14 protein-coding genes are annotated in these 18,076 nt (G+C 65.8%); 13 read left to right on the plus strand and 1 reads right to left on the minus strand.

Annotated elements, in window-relative coordinates; translation table 11 throughout:
- The first annotated feature begins 113 nt into the window (after positions 1–113).
- From IB234_RS14330 to ispA, 3 genes are read left to right on the plus strand one after another with little or no spacing between them, the layout of a single operon-like run.
- On the plus strand, positions 114–824 hold the full coding sequence (locus IB234_RS14330; protein WP_192318830.1) for a PqiC family protein: 711 nt from the start codon (positions 114–116) through the stop codon (positions 822–824).
- Between the two features lie 32 nt (positions 825–856).
- Complete coding sequence (locus IB234_RS14335) at positions 857–1,099, plus strand: exodeoxyribonuclease VII small subunit (RefSeq protein ID WP_192318832.1); 243 nt, start codon at positions 857–859, stop codon at positions 1,097–1,099.
- Complete coding sequence (ispA, locus tag IB234_RS14340) at positions 1,096–1,983, plus strand: (2E,6E)-farnesyl diphosphate synthase (protein ID WP_192318835.1); 888 nt, start codon at positions 1,096–1,098, stop codon at positions 1,981–1,983. Before IB234_RS14335 ends, ispA begins: the two co-directional genes overlap by 4 nt.
- Before the next feature lie 21 nt (positions 1,984–2,004).
- On the opposite strand, the gene IB234_RS14345 is transcribed toward ispA, so the two are convergent.
- Positions 2,005–2,916, minus strand: coding sequence for a LysR family transcriptional regulator (locus IB234_RS14345; protein ID WP_192318839.1), 912 nt, complete (start codon positions 2,914–2,916; stop codon positions 2,005–2,007).
- A gap of 157 nt (positions 2,917–3,073) precedes the next feature.
- Between IB234_RS14345 and IB234_RS14350 the strand changes: the two genes are divergently transcribed.
- The 10 genes from IB234_RS14350 to fdhE all read left to right on the plus strand — a co-directional run bounded on the left by IB234_RS14350 (position 3,074) and on the right by fdhE (position 18,071).
- Positions 3,074–4,774 (plus strand): AMP-binding protein, encoded by a 1,701-nt coding sequence (locus IB234_RS14350; RefSeq protein WP_192318841.1) that lies wholly within the window; start codon positions 3,074–3,076, stop codon positions 4,772–4,774.
- A complete protein-coding gene (locus tag IB234_RS14355) occupies positions 4,771–5,214 on the plus strand; it encodes a globin domain-containing protein (protein ID WP_192318844.1) in 444 nt (147 codons plus the stop codon). Before IB234_RS14350 ends, IB234_RS14355 begins: the two co-directional genes overlap by 4 nt.
- A 4-nt stretch (positions 5,215–5,218) precedes the next feature.
- Positions 5,219–8,476: a carboxyl transferase domain-containing protein gene (locus tag IB234_RS14360; protein WP_225580578.1), complete on the plus strand. Its 3,258-nt coding sequence runs from the start codon at positions 5,219–5,221 to the stop codon at positions 8,474–8,476.
- A gap of 10 nt (positions 8,477–8,486) precedes the next feature.
- Positions 8,487–9,437 (plus strand): alpha/beta fold hydrolase, encoded by a 951-nt coding sequence (locus IB234_RS14365; protein WP_192318849.1) that lies wholly within the window; start codon positions 8,487–8,489, stop codon positions 9,435–9,437.
- Positions 9,438–9,518: 81 nt separating this feature from the next.
- Complete coding sequence (gene dxs, locus IB234_RS14370; protein WP_192318852.1) at positions 9,519–11,414, plus strand: 1-deoxy-D-xylulose-5-phosphate synthase; 1,896 nt, start codon at positions 9,519–9,521, stop codon at positions 11,412–11,414.
- A 270-nt stretch (positions 11,415–11,684) separates the two neighbouring features.
- Positions 11,685–12,503 (plus strand): formate dehydrogenase accessory sulfurtransferase FdhD, encoded by an 819-nt coding sequence (fdhD, locus tag IB234_RS14375; RefSeq protein WP_192318855.1) that lies wholly within the window; start codon positions 11,685–11,687, stop codon positions 12,501–12,503.
- 89 nt (positions 12,504–12,592) lie between these two features.
- Positions 12,593–15,643 carry a formate dehydrogenase-N subunit alpha gene (fdnG, locus tag IB234_RS14380; protein WP_192318858.1) on the plus strand — a complete coding sequence of 1,017 codons (3,051 nt, stop codon included), beginning with the start codon at positions 12,593–12,595 and terminating at the stop codon, positions 15,641–15,643.
- Positions 15,644–15,655: 12 nt separating this feature from the next.
- A complete protein-coding gene (gene fdxH, locus IB234_RS14385) occupies positions 15,656–16,546 on the plus strand; it encodes a formate dehydrogenase subunit beta (RefSeq protein ID WP_192318860.1) in 891 nt (296 codons plus the stop codon).
- Positions 16,543–17,181 (plus strand): formate dehydrogenase subunit gamma, encoded by a 639-nt coding sequence (locus tag IB234_RS14390; protein WP_192318863.1) that lies wholly within the window; start codon positions 16,543–16,545, stop codon positions 17,179–17,181. Before fdxH ends, IB234_RS14390 begins: the two co-directional genes overlap by 4 nt.
- Positions 17,178–18,071, plus strand: coding sequence for a formate dehydrogenase accessory protein FdhE (gene fdhE / locus IB234_RS14395; RefSeq protein WP_192318866.1), 894 nt, complete (start codon positions 17,178–17,180; stop codon positions 18,069–18,071). The genes IB234_RS14390 and fdhE overlap by 4 nt, the downstream gene beginning before the upstream one ends.
- Positions 18,072–18,076 lie beyond the last annotated feature (5 nt).

Genomic DNA, 18,076 nt, shown 5'->3' on the forward strand with positions numbered 1-18,076 from the left:
CAGCGCGAAGGCATGCCGTAGAGCGCCGCGGACTGGAGTCCGCGGCCGCTTTGACGGATCATACGCAGCCTTGACGCATGATTGCGGCCGCCGTAGCGGTCCCGGGTGAAACGATGAAACTGCTGCGCCTCTCCTCCGTACTGCTGCTGACCAGCCTGCTCGGCCTGGCTGGCTGCACGGCGCACAAGCCGATACCGCTGTACCAGCTGGACAACGGCAACGCCGAGATTCCTACCAAGAGCCAGGGCCTGGCCGTGCTGCTTGGCCCGGTCTCCGTGGCCGACTATCTGCAGCATGAAACCCTGTTGCAGCGCCAGAGCGACAGCAGCCTGATGGCTGCCAACGATGCCCGCTGGGCCGGCAGCCTGGCCGCCGATATCGACCAATTGCTGTTGCGCCAGCTGGCCTGGCGCCTGGACAGCCAACGCACCGTACTGGCGCCGATCAGTCCCGAGTTCAAACCCGACGTACAGGTACAGGTGAACATCATCCGTCTGGACTCCGGCCCCAGCTATCCTGCGGTGCTGGAGGCCCAATGGCGCCTGCTGGACAAGGGCGGCCAACTGCGCGACAGCCAATTGGTTCGGTTGGAGGAAGCTCACAGCGGTAGCACGGCGGACCAGGTTCAGGCCCAGAGCCGCCTGCTGCGCCAACTGGCCCTGCGCCTTTCAGAGGCCATCGAACCGCTGCGTAACCAGCCGATCGCAGAAGCCTCGAAACCCGCCCAGGCCACACCGAAGCCCGTCAAACCGAAGGTCGAGCAGAAGCCACAGATCCCGCTGGTCGCCCCCACCCGCAGCAGCGGTGAAGTGCTGCGTTTCTGACCTCCGATCCAACTGTGCCGAGAGTCCGCCCCATGGCCCGCAAGAAAGCTGCCGTCGACTTCGAAAAATCCCTCGCCGATCTGCAGACCCTGGTCGAGCGTCTGGAGAGCGGCGAGCTATCTCTGGAGGACTCGCTGACCGCCTTCGAGCAGGGCATCGGCCTGACCCGCGACTGCCAGTCCGCCCTGGCCCAGGCCGAACAGAAGGTCCAGCAACTGCTGGAGCGCGACGGTGAACTGGAGGAAGTACCCTTCGAAGCGGACGAGCAGGCATGATCGCCGCGTACCAGCAGCGCTGCCAGGCGCGGGTCGACGCCGCGCTGGAGGAACTGTTCGACGCACCTCGCAGCGAACTGGCCCGTTTGTACCAGGCCATGCGTTACAGCGTGGTCAACGGCGGCAAGCGCGTGCGCCCGCTCCTGGTCTACGCTGCCTGCGAGGCGCTGGAAGGTGACCTCGACCGCGCCGATGGCGCCGCCTGTGCCGTGGAGCTGATCCACGCCTATTCCCTGGTGCATGACGACCTTCCGGCCATGGACGACGACGACCTGCGCCGCGGCCAGCCGACCACCCATATTGCCTATGACGAGGCCTGCGCCATTCTCGCCGGCGACGGCCTGCAGAGCCTGGCCTTCGAGGCCCTGGCCGACGCTCGGCGCAACCCGGCCGATCCGGACCTACGCCTGTCCATGGTCCTGGGCCTGGCGCGTGCGGCCGGCCCGGCCGGCATGGTCGGCGGTCAGGCCATCGACCTGGAGTCGGTGGGTCGCCAACTCGACCAGCAGGCCCTGGAAATCATGCACCGGCACAAGACCGGCGCACTGATCGAAGCCAGCGTGCAGCTCGGCGCCCTGGCCAGCAGCAAGGCCGACCTGGCCAGCCTGCGCTCGCTGCAACAGTACGCGCGGGCCGTGGGCCTGGCCTTCCAGGTGCAGGACGACATCCTCGACGTGGAGAGCGATACCGCCACCCTGGGCAAGACCCAAGGCAAGGACGAAGCCAACCACAAGCCGACCTACCCCGCCCTGCTCGGTTTGGAGCAGGCCAAGGCCTATGCACTGGAGCTGCGCGACCAGGCTCTGCACGCCCTGCGTTCATTCGGCAACAGCGCCGAACCGCTGCGCGAACTGGCTCGTTACATCGTCGAGCGACGCAACTAGATCCCGGTTTGCGGACCGCTGTCACTCGGCCAGCTGCAGCAGCTGGCCACGCAACCAGCGATTGCCCGCTTCGCCCTCGGACTGAGCCGCCCAATACAGATTCAGGCTCACCGGCGGCAGGCTCACCGGCAGATCCAGCAAGCGGTTCGGCAACCCACCGTTGATCAACCCGGCGTAGCGCCTTGGCATGGTCAGCAACTGCTCACTCTGAGCCACCAGCAATGCCGCCGACAGGTAGTGCTGGCAGCGCTGCCGAACGTTGCGCACCAACCCCACCTCGCCCAAGGCGAGGTCCTCCACACAAATGCCACGCCGCCGAGAGGTGACGGCCACATGGTCGGCAGCCAGGTAGCGCTGCAGGCTCAACTCGCCACTGAACCCGGGGCCTGCTACCACACACAATGGGTCGCGCAGCAGCAGGTGCTGCCTCAACTCATTGTCGGTGGGACGCGCGATCTCGATGGCCAGGTCGATGCGCCCCGCGAGTAGCTCGCGCTTGAGATCGGCCCAGTGCAGGCTGCTGCTGCGCAATTCCAGCTGCGGGGCTACTCGACTCAGATGAGCGATGATCGCAGGCAGGACCACCGGCTCCATCTGCTCCGGCATGTTCAGGCAGAACGTCCTGCGGTCATTGCCAGGATCGAAGTGCTGCCCGCGAGAAACGCTGCGCAGCAGCCCTCCCAATGCCTCGTGAATGCCCGGCGCCAGCTGCTTGGCCAGCGGAGTAGGCACCACGCCGCGCCCTTCGCGCACGAACAGTGGGTCATCCATCTGCTCACGCAAGCGGCGCAGCGCGTGACTGACCGCCGACTGGCTCAGATGCAGGGCAACCGCCGCGCGAGTCAGATTGCGCTCGCGATAGATCACCTCGAACACCCGAAACAGGTTTAGATCGATACGTTCGATTACCGACCATTCATGTTCTTTATTCATGATTAATCACAGCCATGACCAACACCTAAGCCTACCAGGCTGGATTGGCCAACCAAACCATGAATAGCATTCATATATGAGGATGAATAAGCATCAGTTCTGGCGCACCTCGCCTGCCCCTAAGATGCGCCCAACAAGAACCCAAAGGGTCCGAGCAATGAACCAAGCTCTCTACCTTGAGCAGTTGGCCAGCCTGCAAGCCTCGGCCTGGCCGGCAGACACATCCCGCCAACCCCACTACCCCCATGGCGAGCAGCCACTGAGCGAGTACCTGCGCAGCTGGGCTCGCTTGCAGCCCGAGGCTCCGGCACTGGACTTCTATGGCCACAGCCTCAGCTATGCCGAGCTGGACAGCTTGTCCGACCGCTGTGCAGCCTTGTTCAGCGAACTCGGCGTGCAGCCCGGGGACCGCATTGCCCTGTTCATGCCCAACTGCCCCCAGCTGCATATCGCCTTCTACGGTCTGCTCAAGTGCGGTGCTGTGTACGCACCGGTCAGTCCGCTATCCAAAAGCCTGGAGCTGAGCTACCAGCTCAAGGACAGCGGCGCGCGGATCATCCTGTGCTTCGATCAACTGCTGCCGGTGGTGCAGGCCGTGCGCGACGAATGCAACCTGGAGCACGTGCTGGCCACCAGCCTTTCCGAGCTGCGCCCCAGTACGCCGAGCGTACCGGTGCCGGAGCTGCTGCTGGCGCCGAAAGTGGCGGCGGCCGACTTCATTGACTTCTACCCTGCGCTACATGAGTGCAATGCTGCAGTTCCGCAACACATTCCACTTCTCGACGATATCGCCGCACTCAATTACACAGGAGGCACCACCGGTCTGCCCAAAGGCTGTGTGCATACCCACGGCGACATGCTCTACACCTGTGCCAGTTTCCTGCCGGTGGCTCTCGACCTGGGGCGTGACAGCGTGATGCTCAACTTCCTCCCGGAGTTCTGGATCGCCGGCGAGAACGCCGGACTGCTGTTCCCGGTATTCGCGGGCTGCCGGCTGGTACTGCTGGCACGCTGGGATACGGTGAGCTTCATGAGCGCGGTGCAACAGTATCGCGTCACCCATTGCGGCCTGCTGGTGGACAGCGCCGCGGAGGTCCTCGACCATCCCGATGTGAGCAACTACGACCTCAGCTCCCTGCGTCGTACCGGCAGCATTTCCTTCATCAAGAAACTGACCCGCGACTATCGTGCGCGCTGGCGTGAGCTCACCGGCTGCACGCTGTTCGAATTCAGCTTCGGAATGACTGAGACCCATACCTGCGACACCTTCACCTACGGCCTGCAGGACGACGACTTCGACCTCACCTGCGCCCCCACCTTCGTCGGCCTGCCGGTACCGGGCACCGAATTCAAGGTTTGCGACTTCGCCACCGGCGCCCTGCTGCCACTGGGCAGCGAAGGCGAGTTGTGCGTACGCAGTCCATCGCTGCTGCACGGCTACTGGCAACGCCCGGAAGAATCTGCCGCCGCCCTGCGCGATGGCTGGCTGCACACCGGCGATCTGGGCCAGATCACCGAACAGGGTTTCATCCGCTACCTAGGTCGTCGCAAGGAAATGCTCAAGGTCAACGGCATGAGCGTATTCCCCAGCGAGCTGGAAGCCATGCTCGGCCAGCATCCCTGCCTGCTGGCCAGTGCCGTGATTGGACGTGCCGATGCCGTCAGCGGCCAGCGCCCGGTAGCCTTCGTCGTACTCAAGGCCGGCAGCGAAGCCACTGCGGAAGATTTGATCAACTGGTGCAAGGAGGTGATGGCGGCCTACAAGGTACCAGAGGTCCGCATCGTCGATGCCCTACCGATGACCGCCACGGGCAAGGTGAAAAAGAACGAGCTTGAACAATGGCTGGAGCCCACATGAGTACCGCGCTCGACGCCCCCGCTGCAGGCCTGATCAAGCAGAGCGCCCCTCTGCTCAGGCAGCACGGCGCCGCAATCAATCGGCGGCTCTACGACACCCTGGCCCAGCACTACCCCTCCGCCTACGCGCTGCTGGAGCGTACGGACTTCCCCCCGCTGGCCTCGGTAGTGGCCAGCTACGCAGCCAGCGTCGACAACCTTGAGCCTTTCCTTCGGCACGCGCCGAAGATTGCCCGAGTACACCAGCATATCGGCCTACAGGAGGCGCACTTCGACATGCTCGGCAGCGCTCTGCAGGATGCACTGAAAACAGTGCTAGCCGACCTTGCGCCCCCGGCAGCTCTGGCTGCCTGGGCAGAGGCATACCGGCAACTGGCTGTCATCCTGATCCGCCTGCAACGCGAGCTGCCGGCGCTGCCCGCCCCGACACCGAGTGAGTGACCCCATGTTTCAATCCCTGCTGATCGCCAACCGCGGCGAGATCGCCATCCGTATCGCCCAGGCCTGCGCCGATCTGAACATCCGATCTGTGGCCGTGTTCGCCGAGGACGACGGCGCCAGCCTGCACACGCGCAAGGCCGACCTCGCCATGGCGCTGCAAGGCCGCGGGGTGCCGGCCTACCTGGACATGGACCAGCTGATCGCCATCGCCCGCGAGCAGGGCTGCACGGCCATCCATCCCGGCTACGGCTTCCTCGCCGAGAACGCCGAGTTCGCCCGCCGCTGTGAGGCTGCTGGCCTGACCTTCGTCGGCCCGGAGCCGGAGGTGCTGGAGCTGTTCGGCGACAAGGCCGCCGCCCGCCAGCTGGCCGAACGCTGTGGTGCACCGCTGGTGGCCGGGATCAACCGCGCGGTGAGCCTGGATGAGGCACGCACCTTCCTCGCCGAACACGGCGCCGCCATGCTCAAGGCCCTGGCCGGCGGTGGCGGACGCGGCATGCGTGCGATCCATGATGAGGCAGAGCTGGACGAAGCCTACGCACGCTGCCAGTCCGAGGCCCAGAGCGCCTTCGGCAACGGTGCGCTGTATATCGAGCAACTGGTGCAGAACGCCCGGCATATCGAGGTGCAGGTGCTAGGCGACGGTACGCAGGTCAGCCACCTGTGGGAGCGCGACTGCAGCCTGCAGCGCCGCAACCAGAAGCTGGTGGAGATCGCCCCCAGCCCCGACCTGGATGCCGGCCTGCGCGAGGCGATCATCGGCTGCGCTCTGCGCCTGGCAGCCGAAGTGAACTACCGCGGCATCGGCACCTTCGAGTTCCTGGTCGAGGCTGATCGGTTCTTCTTCATGGAAGCCAACCCGCGGGTGCAGGTGGAGCACACGGTCACCGAGCAGATCACCAGCATCGACCTGCTGCACACCCAGCTGCGCCTGGCGGCCGGCGCCAGCCTCGCCGAGCTCGGTCTGCTGCAACCGCCGGCGCCACAAGGTTGCGCGGTGCAGCTGCGGATCAACCTGGAAACCCTGCACACCGACGGCAGTGCGCGCCCGGCCGCCGGCACGCTGAGCGCCTACCAGCCGCCGGCCGGCCCCGGCCTACGCGTGGATGGCTACGGCTACGCCGGCTACCCGGTGAGCCCGGCCTACGATTCGCTGCTGGCCAAGCTGATCGCCAGCGCGCCCGACTACCCGGGCGCCCTGCGCCGCGCCTATCGCGCCCTCTGCGAATTCCGCCTGGAGGGCGTGGCGAGCAACCTGCACCTGCTGCAGAACCTGCTGCAGCGCGAGGAAGTGCTGAGTAACCGGGTCAGCACGCGCTTCGTCGAACAACAGCTGGGCGAGCTGCTCGGCGCCCACGGCGCGGCCCATCCGCACCGCTATTTCGCCCAGACCGGCACCAGCGTCACTGATACCAAAGCCATCGAGACACCGGCCGGCACCCTGGCGCTGAACACGCCGAGCACCGGCGTGCTGGTCAGCCTGGACGTGGCCGAAGGCGATAGCGTCGCCGCCGGCCAGCAGGTCGCGGTGCTGGAGGCGATGAAGATGGAGTTCGTCGTTCGCGCCGAACGCGGCGGCATCGTCCGCGCCCTGGCTGCAGCCCCCGGCGATGCGCTGGGCGAGAGCCAGGCATTGCTGTTCATCGAACCCGCGGAGGTCGATGGCGGACGCGCGCAGGACGAACAGACGGTCGATCTCGAACATATCCGCGCCGACCTGGCCGAGGTGCTGGAGCGCCACGCGCGTCTGAGCGACGCGCGCCGCCCCGAGGCCGTGGCCAAGCGCCGCAAGACCGGCCAGCGCACCACCCGCGAGAACCTGCACGACCTGCTCGACGAAGGCAGCTTCAACGAGTACGGCGCCATGGCCCTGGCCGCCCAGCGGCGCCGTCGCTCGCATGAGGAACTGCTGGAGCTGAGCCCGGCCGATGGTCTGGTGGCCGGCATCGGCACGGTCAACGCCGACGCCTTCGGCAGCGAGGCCGCGCGCTGCATGGCCATCGCCTACGACTACACGGTGTTCGCCGGCACCCAGGGCGTGATGAACCACAAGAAGACCGATCGCATGCTCGGCCTGGCCGAACAGTGGCGCCTGCCGCTGGTGCTGTTCGCCGAGGGCGGCGGCGGTAGGCCCGGCGACACCGATTTCGTCGGCGTGGCCGGACTCGACTGCCACACCTTCGTCGCCATGGCCCGACTGTCCGGCCTGGTCCCTACAGTAGGGATAGTCTCCGGCCGCTGCTTCGCCGGCAACGCCGCCCTGCTCGGCTGCTGCGACGTGATCATCGCCGCGAAAGACGCCACTGTCGGCATGGCCGGACCGGCGATGATCGAAGGCGGCGGCCTGGGCAGCTTCAAGCCCGAGCAGGTCGGCCCCACCAGCGTGCAGGGCCCGAACGGAGTGATCGACGTACTGGTGGAGAACGAGGAAGAGGCCGTGCGCGTGGCCAAGCAGTACCTCTCCTACTTCCAGGGACCGCTGGCCGACTGGCAATGCGCCGACCCGCGCGAGCTGCGCCATGTCATCCCCGAGAATCGCCTGCGCGTCTACGACATCCGCCGGGTGATCGAGCTGCTGGCCGACAGTGGCAGCGTGCTGGAGCTGCGCCGCCAGTTCGCTCCGGGTCTGGTCACCGCCTTTATCCGCATCGAGGGCAAGCCGTTCGGCCTGCTCGCCAACAACCCCGCGCATCTGGGCGGCGCCATCGACGCGGTGGCGGGAGATAAAGCAGCTCGCTTCATGCAGCTGTGCGATGCCTTCGATATCCCCATGGTTTCGCTGTGCGATACGCCCGGTTTCATGGTCGGCCCCGAGGCGGAGAAGCAGGCCACAGTACGCCACGTGTCACGCATGTTCGTCGCCGCCGCCAGCCTCAGCGTGCCGTTCTTCACCCTGGTGCTGCGCAAGGGCTACGGCCTCGGCGCCCAGGCCATGGCCGCCGGCAGCTTCCACTCGCCGCTGTTCACCGCCGCCTGGCCCAGTGGCGAGTTCGGCGCCATGGGGCTGGAGGGAGCGGTGCGCCTGGGCTTCGCCAAAGAACTGGCAGCCCAACCGGACGACGCCAGCCGCCAGGCGCTGTTCGACAAACTGGTGGCCAAGGCCTACGACAACGGCAAGGCGTTGAACATGGCCAGCTATCTGGAGATAGACGCCGTCATCGACCCCGCCGAGAGTCGCGCCTGGCTGCTGCGTGGGCTCAATGCCACGCCGAAAGCGCCCGCCCGTGCGGGCAAGAAACGCCCCTTCGTCGACACCTGGTAGGAGCACGTCCATGCATATCGAACATCAGTTGCTGGCGATCAACGGCATCGACCTCAGCCTCTACAGCGCCGGCCCGGCAGACGGCAAGCCGGTATGGCTGCTACATGGCTTCCCCGAGTGCTGGTACGCCTGGCACCCGCAGATCGAGGCGCTGGCCGCCGCCGGCTACCGGGTATTCGCTCCGGAGATGCGTGGCTATGGGCAGAGCAGCGCGCCGGCCGATCCCGCCGCCTATGACTTGCTGACCCTGTGCGGCGATATCCAGGGCGCCATGGATGCCCTCGGCCAGACCAACGTCGCCGTGGTCGGCCATGACTGGGGCGCACCGGTGGCCTGGCACCTGGCGCTGCTGGAGCCTGCGCGGGTGCAGGCGCTCGGCGCGCTGTCGGTACCCTTCGGCGGGCGGCCCAAGCGCCCAGCCATCGAGATGATGCGCGAGGCCTACGCCGGGCGCTTCCACTACATCCTCTACTTCCAGCAACCGGGCCTGGCCGAGGCCGAGCTGGACGCCGACATCGGCCGCAGCCTGCGTCTGCTGCTCGGCGGTCTGGAAGGTGCGTTGCTGCAGGACAAGCCGGCCGGCGCCCGACTGTTCGACGGCATGAGCGATCTGCCGCTGCCGTCCTGGTGCTCGCCCGGGCTGTTCGCCGTGTACGAAAGGACCTTCGCCGGCCACGGCTTCCGCGGCGCGCTGAGCTGGTACCGCAATTTCGAGCGCAACTGGCAGCGCACTGAACCGCTGGCCGACCTGCAGGTGCTGCAACCGACCCTGTTCCTGCTCGGCGACCGCGACCCGGTCGGCCGTTTCGAGGCGCCGACGCTCAAGCGCATGGCGGCCAAGGTGCCGCGCCTGGAACAGCATCTGCTGGAGAATTGCGGCCACTGGCTGCAGAGCGAGGACGGCGAACGGGTCAACGCATTACTGCTGGATTTCCTGGCGCGGCACTACGCCGCGGACTGATCCCCTTACAGGTCGTTTGGGCTGTTTCCGGCGCTTCAGGTAAACTGCCGCATCTTTTGTATGCCTATAACGATCCGCCTGATGCCGACCACCTTCCACGAAATCCCCCGCGAGCGTCCCGCCACGCCCCTGCTCGACAGCGCCGACACCCCGGACGGCCTGCGCCGCCTGGCGGAAAGCGAGCTGGAAAGCCTGGCCGACGAGCTGCGCCAATACCTGCTGTACAGCGTTGGCCAGACCGGCGGGCATTTCGGTGCCGGCCTGGGCGTGATCGAGCTGACCATCGCCCTGCACTACATCTTCGATACGCCGGACGACCGTCTGGTGTGGGACGTGGGCCACCAGGCCTACCCGCACAAGATCCTCACCGGTCGCCGCGAGCGCATGGGCAGCCTGCGCCAGAAGGACGGCCTGGCCGCCTTCCCGCGCCGCAGCGAGAGCGAGTACGACACCTTCGGCGTCGGCCACTCCAGCACCAGCATCAGCGCCGCTCTGGGCATGGCCATCGCCGCCCGCCTGCAGGGCAGCAAGCGCAAGTCGGTGGCGGTGATCGGCGACGGCGCGCTGACCGCCGGCATGGCCTTCGAAGCGTTGAACCACGCGTCCGACGTCAAAGCCAATATGCTGGTGGTGCTCAACGACAACGACATGTCGATCTCGAAGAACGTCGGCGGCCTGTCCAACTACCTGGCCAAGATCATCTCCAGCCGCACCTATTCGAGCATGCGCGAAGGCAGCAAGAAGATCCTCTCGCGCCTGCCCGGCGCCTGGGAGATCGCGCGCAAGGTCGAGGAGCACGCCAAGGGCATGCTGGTGCCCGGCACCCTGTTCGAGGAGCTGGGCTGGAACTACGTCGGCCCCATCGACGGCCACGACCTGCCGACCCTGATCGCCACCCTGCGCAATATGCGCGACCTGGAGGGCCCGCAGTTCCTCCACGTGGTGACCAAGAAGGGCAAGGGCTTCGCCCCGGCCGAGGTCGACCCGATCGGCTACCACGCGATCACCAAGCTGGAGCCGATCAAGGCGCCAGCCGAGCCGAAGCAACCCTCCGGCCCCAAATACTCCGCCGTATTCGGCCAGTGGCTGTGCGATATGGCTGCCGAAGATCCGCGCCTGGTCGGCATCACTCCGGCGATGAAGGAAGGCTCCGACCTGGTGGCCTTCAGCGAGCGCTTCCCGGAGCGCTACTTCGACGTAGCCATCGCCGAGCAGCACGCGGTGACCCTGGCCGCCGGCATGGCCTGTGACGGCGCCAAGCCGGTGGTGGCGATCTACTCCACCTTCCTGCAGCGCGCCTACGACCAGCTGATCCACGACGTGGCTGTACAGCACCTCGACGTGCTGTTCGCCATCGATCGCGCCGGCCTGGTCGGCGAAGACGGTCCGACCCATGCCGGCAGCTTCGACATTTCCTACCTGCGTTGCATCCCCGGCATGCTGATCGCCACGCCCAGCGACGAGAACGAGCTTCGCCTGCTGCTGACCACCGGCTACCACTTCCCGGGCCCCGCGGCTGTGCGCTACCCGCGCGGCAGCGGCCCCAACACGCCGATCGACCCGCGCCTGGAGCCGGTGGAAATCGGCAAGGCCGTGGTCCGTCGCCAGGGCAAGCGCACCGCCCTGCTGGCCTTCGGCGTGCAACTGACCGAGGCGCTGCGCGTCGGCGAGGCACTCGACGCCACCGTGGTCGACATGCGCTTCGTCAAACCCCTCGACGAGACCCTGCTGCGCGAACTGGCGGCCAGCCATGAGCTGCTGGTGACCATCGAGGAAAACGCCGTGATGGGCGGTGCCGGCAGCGCGGTCAGCGAATTCCTCGCCGCCGAAAACATCGTCAAGCCACTGCTGCACCTGGGCCTGCCCGACTACTACGTGGAACACGCCAAGCCGGCGCAGATGCTCGCCGAGTGCGGGCTGGATACAGCCGGTATCGAGTCCGCCATCCGCGCCCGCCTCGCCCTGCTTGGCGCCTGAGCATCAGCCCCGGGGCCGAACATCGGCCCCGACTTCCCCCACTGCCCGCTCTCTCTCCGCCACACACACCACACGGCCATCACCACCGCCTCGCCCCGTAGTGCTCTCTCATCCACTGGGGGCAGGACACCTGCCGCACCAGAAACAAGGCCAATCAAGCCGAGTAGTCCGATAGCTACTTTCGTCCAATACATCGAATTACTAGATTAGCCATACATTAACCATGGGTATAAACTTTCGCTGAGCCAAACTGTATTCGGGTTTCTTTCGATGCCACCCCACGCCAAAATCTGGTCTACGGAGACACAAGATCAGCGCTATGAGTTTGTAGAAATTGGCTGCGAGTCATTGATTAAAATCAATTTTCTAGCAAATGAGTGCGCCATCAGCATCAGCTACAACGGCATCAATCAGGCCGTGATGATGGCTTCGCCGTGGGATTTGGAAGACTTCCTAACCGGTTTCAGCCTGGGCAACGGAATCATCGAACACATCGATGAAATATTAGATATTCGACTTAAGTCTATTGCCGACGCCTGGCATGCCGAGCTCGAAATCAGCAGCCGCAGCTTCTGGAACCTCAAGCAGCAGCGCCGTCAGCTGGCCGGCAGCAGTGGCTGCGGCCTGTGCGGTGTCGAAGCCTTGGAGCAGGCCCTGCCCGCGCTCAATCCGCTGCCCGATAGCACCTTGCCGCCCGCCGCGCACCTGGCCGAGCTGCGCCAGCGCCTCGGCGATGCACAAGTGCATGCCCGCAATAGCGGCGCCCTGCATGCCGCGGCCTTCGTCGATGCCCAGGGCCGGCTGAGCCTGTGCCGCGAAGACATTGGCCGGCACAACGCCCTGGACAAGCTGATCGGCGCCCTGCAACGCGGCCGTCACGACCCGCGCCAGGGCTTTGCCGTGGTCACCAGCCGCTGCGGCCTGGAACTGCTGCACAAGGCGGTGCGCGCCGGCATCGGCACGCTAGTCAGCCTGTCCGCACCCACCAGCCTGACCGTGGACTGGGCACGCCGGCACAACCTCAACCTGATCCACGCACCGCACCGCGATGCGCCGAGGGTCTACAGCCCGGCACCGAGGGCCCGCTGACCACTCGCACCACCCATACCCGAGCATCCGCTCAATAGAAGCGGAGCCACAACCTGATATGCCCTTGCCCGCACGATGAGGAGAAACCGATGCAACTCGGTAGACGACAGTTCTTCAAGATCTGTACGGTCGGCGCAGGGGTAGCTACGACCGCTGCACTGGGCTTCGCACCCGGCGTCGCCCAGGCGACCCAGCCGCGCCAGTACAAGCTGCTGCGCGCCAAGGAAACCCGCAACAACTGCACCTACTGCTCGGTCGGTTGCGGCATCCTGATGTACAGCCTCGGCGATGGCGCGAAGAACGCGCAGGAGCGCATCTTCCATATCGAGGGCGATCCGGATCACCCGGTCAACCGCGGTTCGCTGTGCCCCAAGGGCGCCGGCCTTATCGACTACATCCACAGCGACCAGCGCCTGAAGTACCCGGAAGTACGCGAGGCCGGCAGCAACGAGTGGAAGCGTATTTCCTGGGACCAGGCACTCGAGCGCATCGCCCGGCTGATGAAGGATGACCGCGACGCCAACTTCATCGAGAAGAACGCCAAGGGCCAGCGGGTCAACCGTTGGACCACCACGGGCTTTCTCGGCTCGTCGGCGGCCAGCAACGAGACCGGCATCCTTGACGTCAAGTTCGCCCGCAGCCTGGGCATGGTGCACCTGGAGAACCAGGCCCGCCTCTGTCACGGGCCGTCGGTAGCCGGCCTGGCGCCGTCGTTCGGACGCGGCGCGATGACCAACAACTGGGTCGACATCCGCAACGCCAACGTCATCCTGGTGATGGGCGGCAACCCGGCCGAGGCCCACCCGGTGGGCTTCAAGTGGGCCGTGGAAGCCAAGACCCGCAACAACGCCTACATGATGGTGGTGGACCCGCGCTTCAACCGCACCGCCGCCGTCGCCGACTTCTATTCGCCGATCCGCGCCGGCGCCGACTCGGCCTTCCTGCTCGGTGTCGCCCACTACCTGCTGAGCCACGACAAGATCCAGCGCGAGTACGTCACGGCCTACACCAACGCACCGCTGATCGTGCGCGAGGACTACAGCTTCGAAGACGGCCTGTTCAGTGGCTACGACGCCGACAAGCGCAGCTACGATCGTACGTCCTGGGCCTACGAGCTGGGCGACGACGGCTACGCCCTGCGTGACGAGACCCTGCAGCACCCGCGCTGCGTGTTCAACCTGCTGAAGAAGCACGTCGAGCGCTACACGCCGGAGATGGTCAGCAGCATCTGCGGCACACCGAAGCAAGACTTCCTCCACGTCTGCGAGAAGCTGGCGGCCACCTGCGTACCGGACCGGACCACCACCATCCTCTACGCGCTGGGCTGGACCCAGCACGTCGGCGGCTCGCAGATGATCCGTGCCTCGGCCATCGTGCAACTGCTGCTCGGCAACATCGGCATGCCCGGCGGCGGCATCAACGCCCTGCGCGGCCACTCCAACGTCCAGGGTTTCACCGACCTGGGCGTACTGAACAACATGCTGCCCGGCTACCTGACCCTGCCCCAGGAGAATCAGCAGAGCCTCGCTGATTACCTGGAACAGCGCACGCCGAAGACCCTGGTCGACAAGCAGGTGAACTTCTGGAAGAACACGCCCAAGTTCATGGTCAGCTTCCTCAAGGGCATGTGGGGCGACAAGGCCACCGCCGAGAACGAATGGGGCTACCACTGGCTGCCCAAGTGGGATGTCAGCTACGACGTGATGGCCTTTGTCGAGCAGATGACCAAGGGCAAGACCAACGGCTACCTGGTCCAGGGCTTCAACCTGATCGCCGCAGCCGCCTCCTCGGGCAAGGTGCGTGAAGGCCTGTCCAAGCTGAAATACCTGGTGGTGATCGACCCGCTGCAGACCGAGACCTCGTCGTTCTGGCAGAACCACGGCGAATTCAACGACGTGAACCCGGCCGAGATCCAGACCACGGTGTTCCGCCTGCCCTCGTCCTGCTTCGCCGAGGAAAACGGCTCGATCGCCAACTCCGCACGCTGGCTGCAATGGCACTGGGCGGGCCAGACGCCGCCCCACGAATCCTGGCACGACGGCAAGATCCTCGGCTCGCTGCTGATGAAGCTGCGTGAGCTGTATGCCCGCGAAGGCGGGGTCTGTCCCGAGCCGCTGATGAACGTCGACTGGAACTACCACGACCCGAAGGACCCGCATCCGGAAGAGGTCGCCAAGCAGCTCAACGGCTATGCCCTGGCCGACCTGTTCGACGAGCTGGGCAACCCGATCGCCAAGAAGGGCGAGCTGCTGTCCAGCTTCGCTCACCTGCGTGACGACGGCAGCACCAGCAGCCTGTGCTGGATCTACACCGGCCAGTGGACGCAAGCCGGCAACATGATGGCCCGGCGCGACAACGCCGACACCGGCCTGGGCAATACGCCGGGCTGGGGCTTTGCCTGGCCGGCCAACCGGCGCCTGCTCTACAACCGCGCCTCGGCCGATCCAGCCGGCAAGCCCTGGGACCCGCAGCGCGAGTTCCTGCATTGGGACGGCGCCAAGTGGAGCGGTGCCGACGTGCCCGACTACCCGCCAACAGCAGCGCCGAACAGCGGCGTCAGCCCGTTCATCATGCTGCCGGACGGTGTCGGCCACCTGTTCGCCCTCGGCGCGCTGACCGACGGGCCCTTCCCCGAGCACTACGAGCCGCAGGAAAGCCCGATCGATGCCAACCCGCTGCACAGCGGCAGTGGCAAGAGCCCGGTGGCGCGCATATTCGAGGACGACAAGCCGAGCTTCGGTTCGCGCGAGGAGTTCCCCTTCGTGGCAACCACCTACTCCATCACCGAGATGTTCCGCCACTGGACCAAGCACGCACGCCTGAACGCCATCGCCCAGCCCGAGCAGTTCGTCGAGATCAGCGAGAAGCTGGCCGCCGCCAGGGGCATCACCGCCGGCGACGTGGTCAGGGTATCGAGCAAGCGCGGCTTCATCCGCGGCAAGGCGGTGGTCACCAAGCGACTGATGACCCTGCAGGTGGCCGGGCAGGAGGTCGAACAGGTCGGCATTCCCTGCCACTGGGGCTTCGAGGGCACCACCCGCAAGGGCTTCCTGGCCAACACCTTGAGCCCGCGTATCGGTGACGCCAACACCCATACCCCCGAGTACAAGGCCTTCCTCGTCAACGTGGAAAAGGTGTAACGGAGCGCTCCCATGTCCATGCAATCCCAAGACATCATCAAACGCTCGGCCACCAACGTGCTGACGCCCGCGCCGCATGTGCGCGACAAGAAGGCCGAAGTGGCCAAGCTGATCGACGTGACCACCTGCATCGGCTGCAAGGCCTGCCAGGTGGCCTGTTCGGAGTGGAACGACATCCGCGACGAGGTCGGCCACAACCACGGTGTATACGACAACCCCGTCGACCTGACAGCCAACTCCTGGACAGTCATGCGCTATGACGAGTACCAGAACGACGAAAGCGGTCGCCTGGAGTGGCTGATCCGCAAGGACGGCTGCATGCACTGCGCCGATCCGGGCTGCCTCAAGGCCTGCCCGCAGCCCGGCGCCATCGTGCAGTACGCCAACGGCATCGTCGACTTCCAGTCCGAGCACTGCATCGGCTGCGGCTACTGCATCGCCGGCTGCCCGTTCAACGTGCCGCGCATCAGCAAGAAGGACAACAAGGCCTACAAGTGCACGCTGTGCTCGGATCGCGTGGCGGTCGGCCAGGAGCCGGCCTGCGTGAAGACCTGCCCGACCGGAGCGATCCGCTTCGGCAGCAAGGAAGACATGCTGCACTACGGCGAGGAGCGCGTCGAAGAGCTCAAGGGTCGTGGCTTCGCCGGTGCCGGCGTGTACAACCCGCAAGGCGTCGGCGGCACCCACGTGATGTACGTGCTGCAACACGCCGACAAGCCGCAGCTGTACCACAAGCTGCCCACCGACCCGCGCATCAGCAGCGCCATCCACGGCTGGAAGGGCTGGCTCAAACCGGTGGCCGCAGCCGCCTTCCTCGCCACCCTCACCGGCACGCTGTTCCACTACGTCGGCGTGGGTGCACAGACCCTGCCCGAAGACGAGACCGAGGAGGAAAAAGCATGAACAACCGACAGAACGCCCTGCTGCGCACCACTTATGCGGTACGCATGAGTCACTGGCTGATGGTCATCTGCTTCTTCTTCGTGGCGATGTCCGGTCTGTCGTGGTTCTTCCCCTCGCTGAACTGGCTGAATAGCCTGCTTGGCGGTCCGCAGCTCGCGCGCATCCTCCATCCCTTCATGGGTGTGGTGATCTTCGTCCTGCTCACCTTCATGTTCATTCGCCTGGTGCGCTACAACCTGCCCGAAGCCAACGACCTAAAGTGGTTCGCCGACATCGGCGGCGTGCTCAAGGGCGAGCACAACGAGGAGCTGGATACCGGCAAGTACAACGCCGGGCAGAAAGTACTGTTCTGGGGAATCATGGGCCTGATCACGCTGCTGCTGATCAGCGGCGTGGTGATCTGGCGACCCTGGTTCGCTCACCTGTTCGAGATACCCGTGATTCGCATCGGCCTGTTCGTCCACGCTCTGGCTGGGGTGCTCTTGATGCTGCTGATCATCGGCCACATCTACCTGGCTTTCTGGGTCAAGGGCTCGATCGACAGCATGTCCAGCGGCTACGTCAGCCGCAAATGGGCGCGCACCCATCATCCAAGCTGGTACCGCCAGGTCACCGGCAAGAAGGATGCGCAATGAGCAGCATCAAGCTGACCCCGGTGGCGCAGCCCAGCGGCGGCATCGAGAAGATCGAGCCTCTGCTGCTGCCCCACCTCGACGGTCTATACGCACGCCGCGCGGCGCGCCTGCTGGCACTCGCGGAAGGCCATGCGATGGCCGACTACCTGCAATTCGCTGCCTGCATTGCCGGCGCCCAGCTGAAGCTGCTGGAACAGATGCCACTGCCCGACACGGCCACTACCCGCCCAACCCTGAGCAACGAGCACGCACCGCTGGACAGCACCACGCTGCCACGCGACCGCTACTGGCAGCAGTTGCTGCACGGCCTCATCGATGTGCTGCTGACAGATGCTACGCCCCCCGTGCGCAAGGTACTGGAACAGCTGCGCGCGCACTCGCCCGAACAGCTGGAGACGCTGGCCAGTGCCCTGCTCGCCGGGAACCACGCCGAGGTCGGCAGCGACCGAGCGCTGTTCCTCTGGAGTGCCCTGTCGCTGTACTGGGCGCAACTGGCCGCGCGCCTGCCACTGCACGCCAGCGCCGGCCTCGGCGAGAACCGCCAGCTGTGCCCGGTGTGCGCGCAATCGCCCAGCGCCAGCGTGATCATCGGCGGCCTGCGCTACCTGCACTGCAGCCTGTGCGAAAGCCGCTGGCACATGGTGCGGATCAAATGCAGCAACTGCGAGGAAACCGGCAAGCTCGACTACTGGTCGCTGGAGTCGAAGGACGCCACGCTCAAGGCCGAAAGCTGCGGTGACTGCCACAGCTACCTGAAGGTGCTCTATCTGGATCGCGACCGCGATCTGGAAGTGGTCGCCGACGACCTGGCTTCGCTGGCGCTGGACGCCGAAGTCGAGCGCGAAGGGTTCGCCCGCAGCGGCCTGAATCCCTTCCTGTTCCCCGGCTGACGCGG

It is taken from the genome of Pseudomonas sp. PDM16 (genome assembly GCF_014851865.1).
GTDB lineage: Bacteria > Pseudomonadota > Gammaproteobacteria > Pseudomonadales > Pseudomonadaceae > Aquipseudomonas.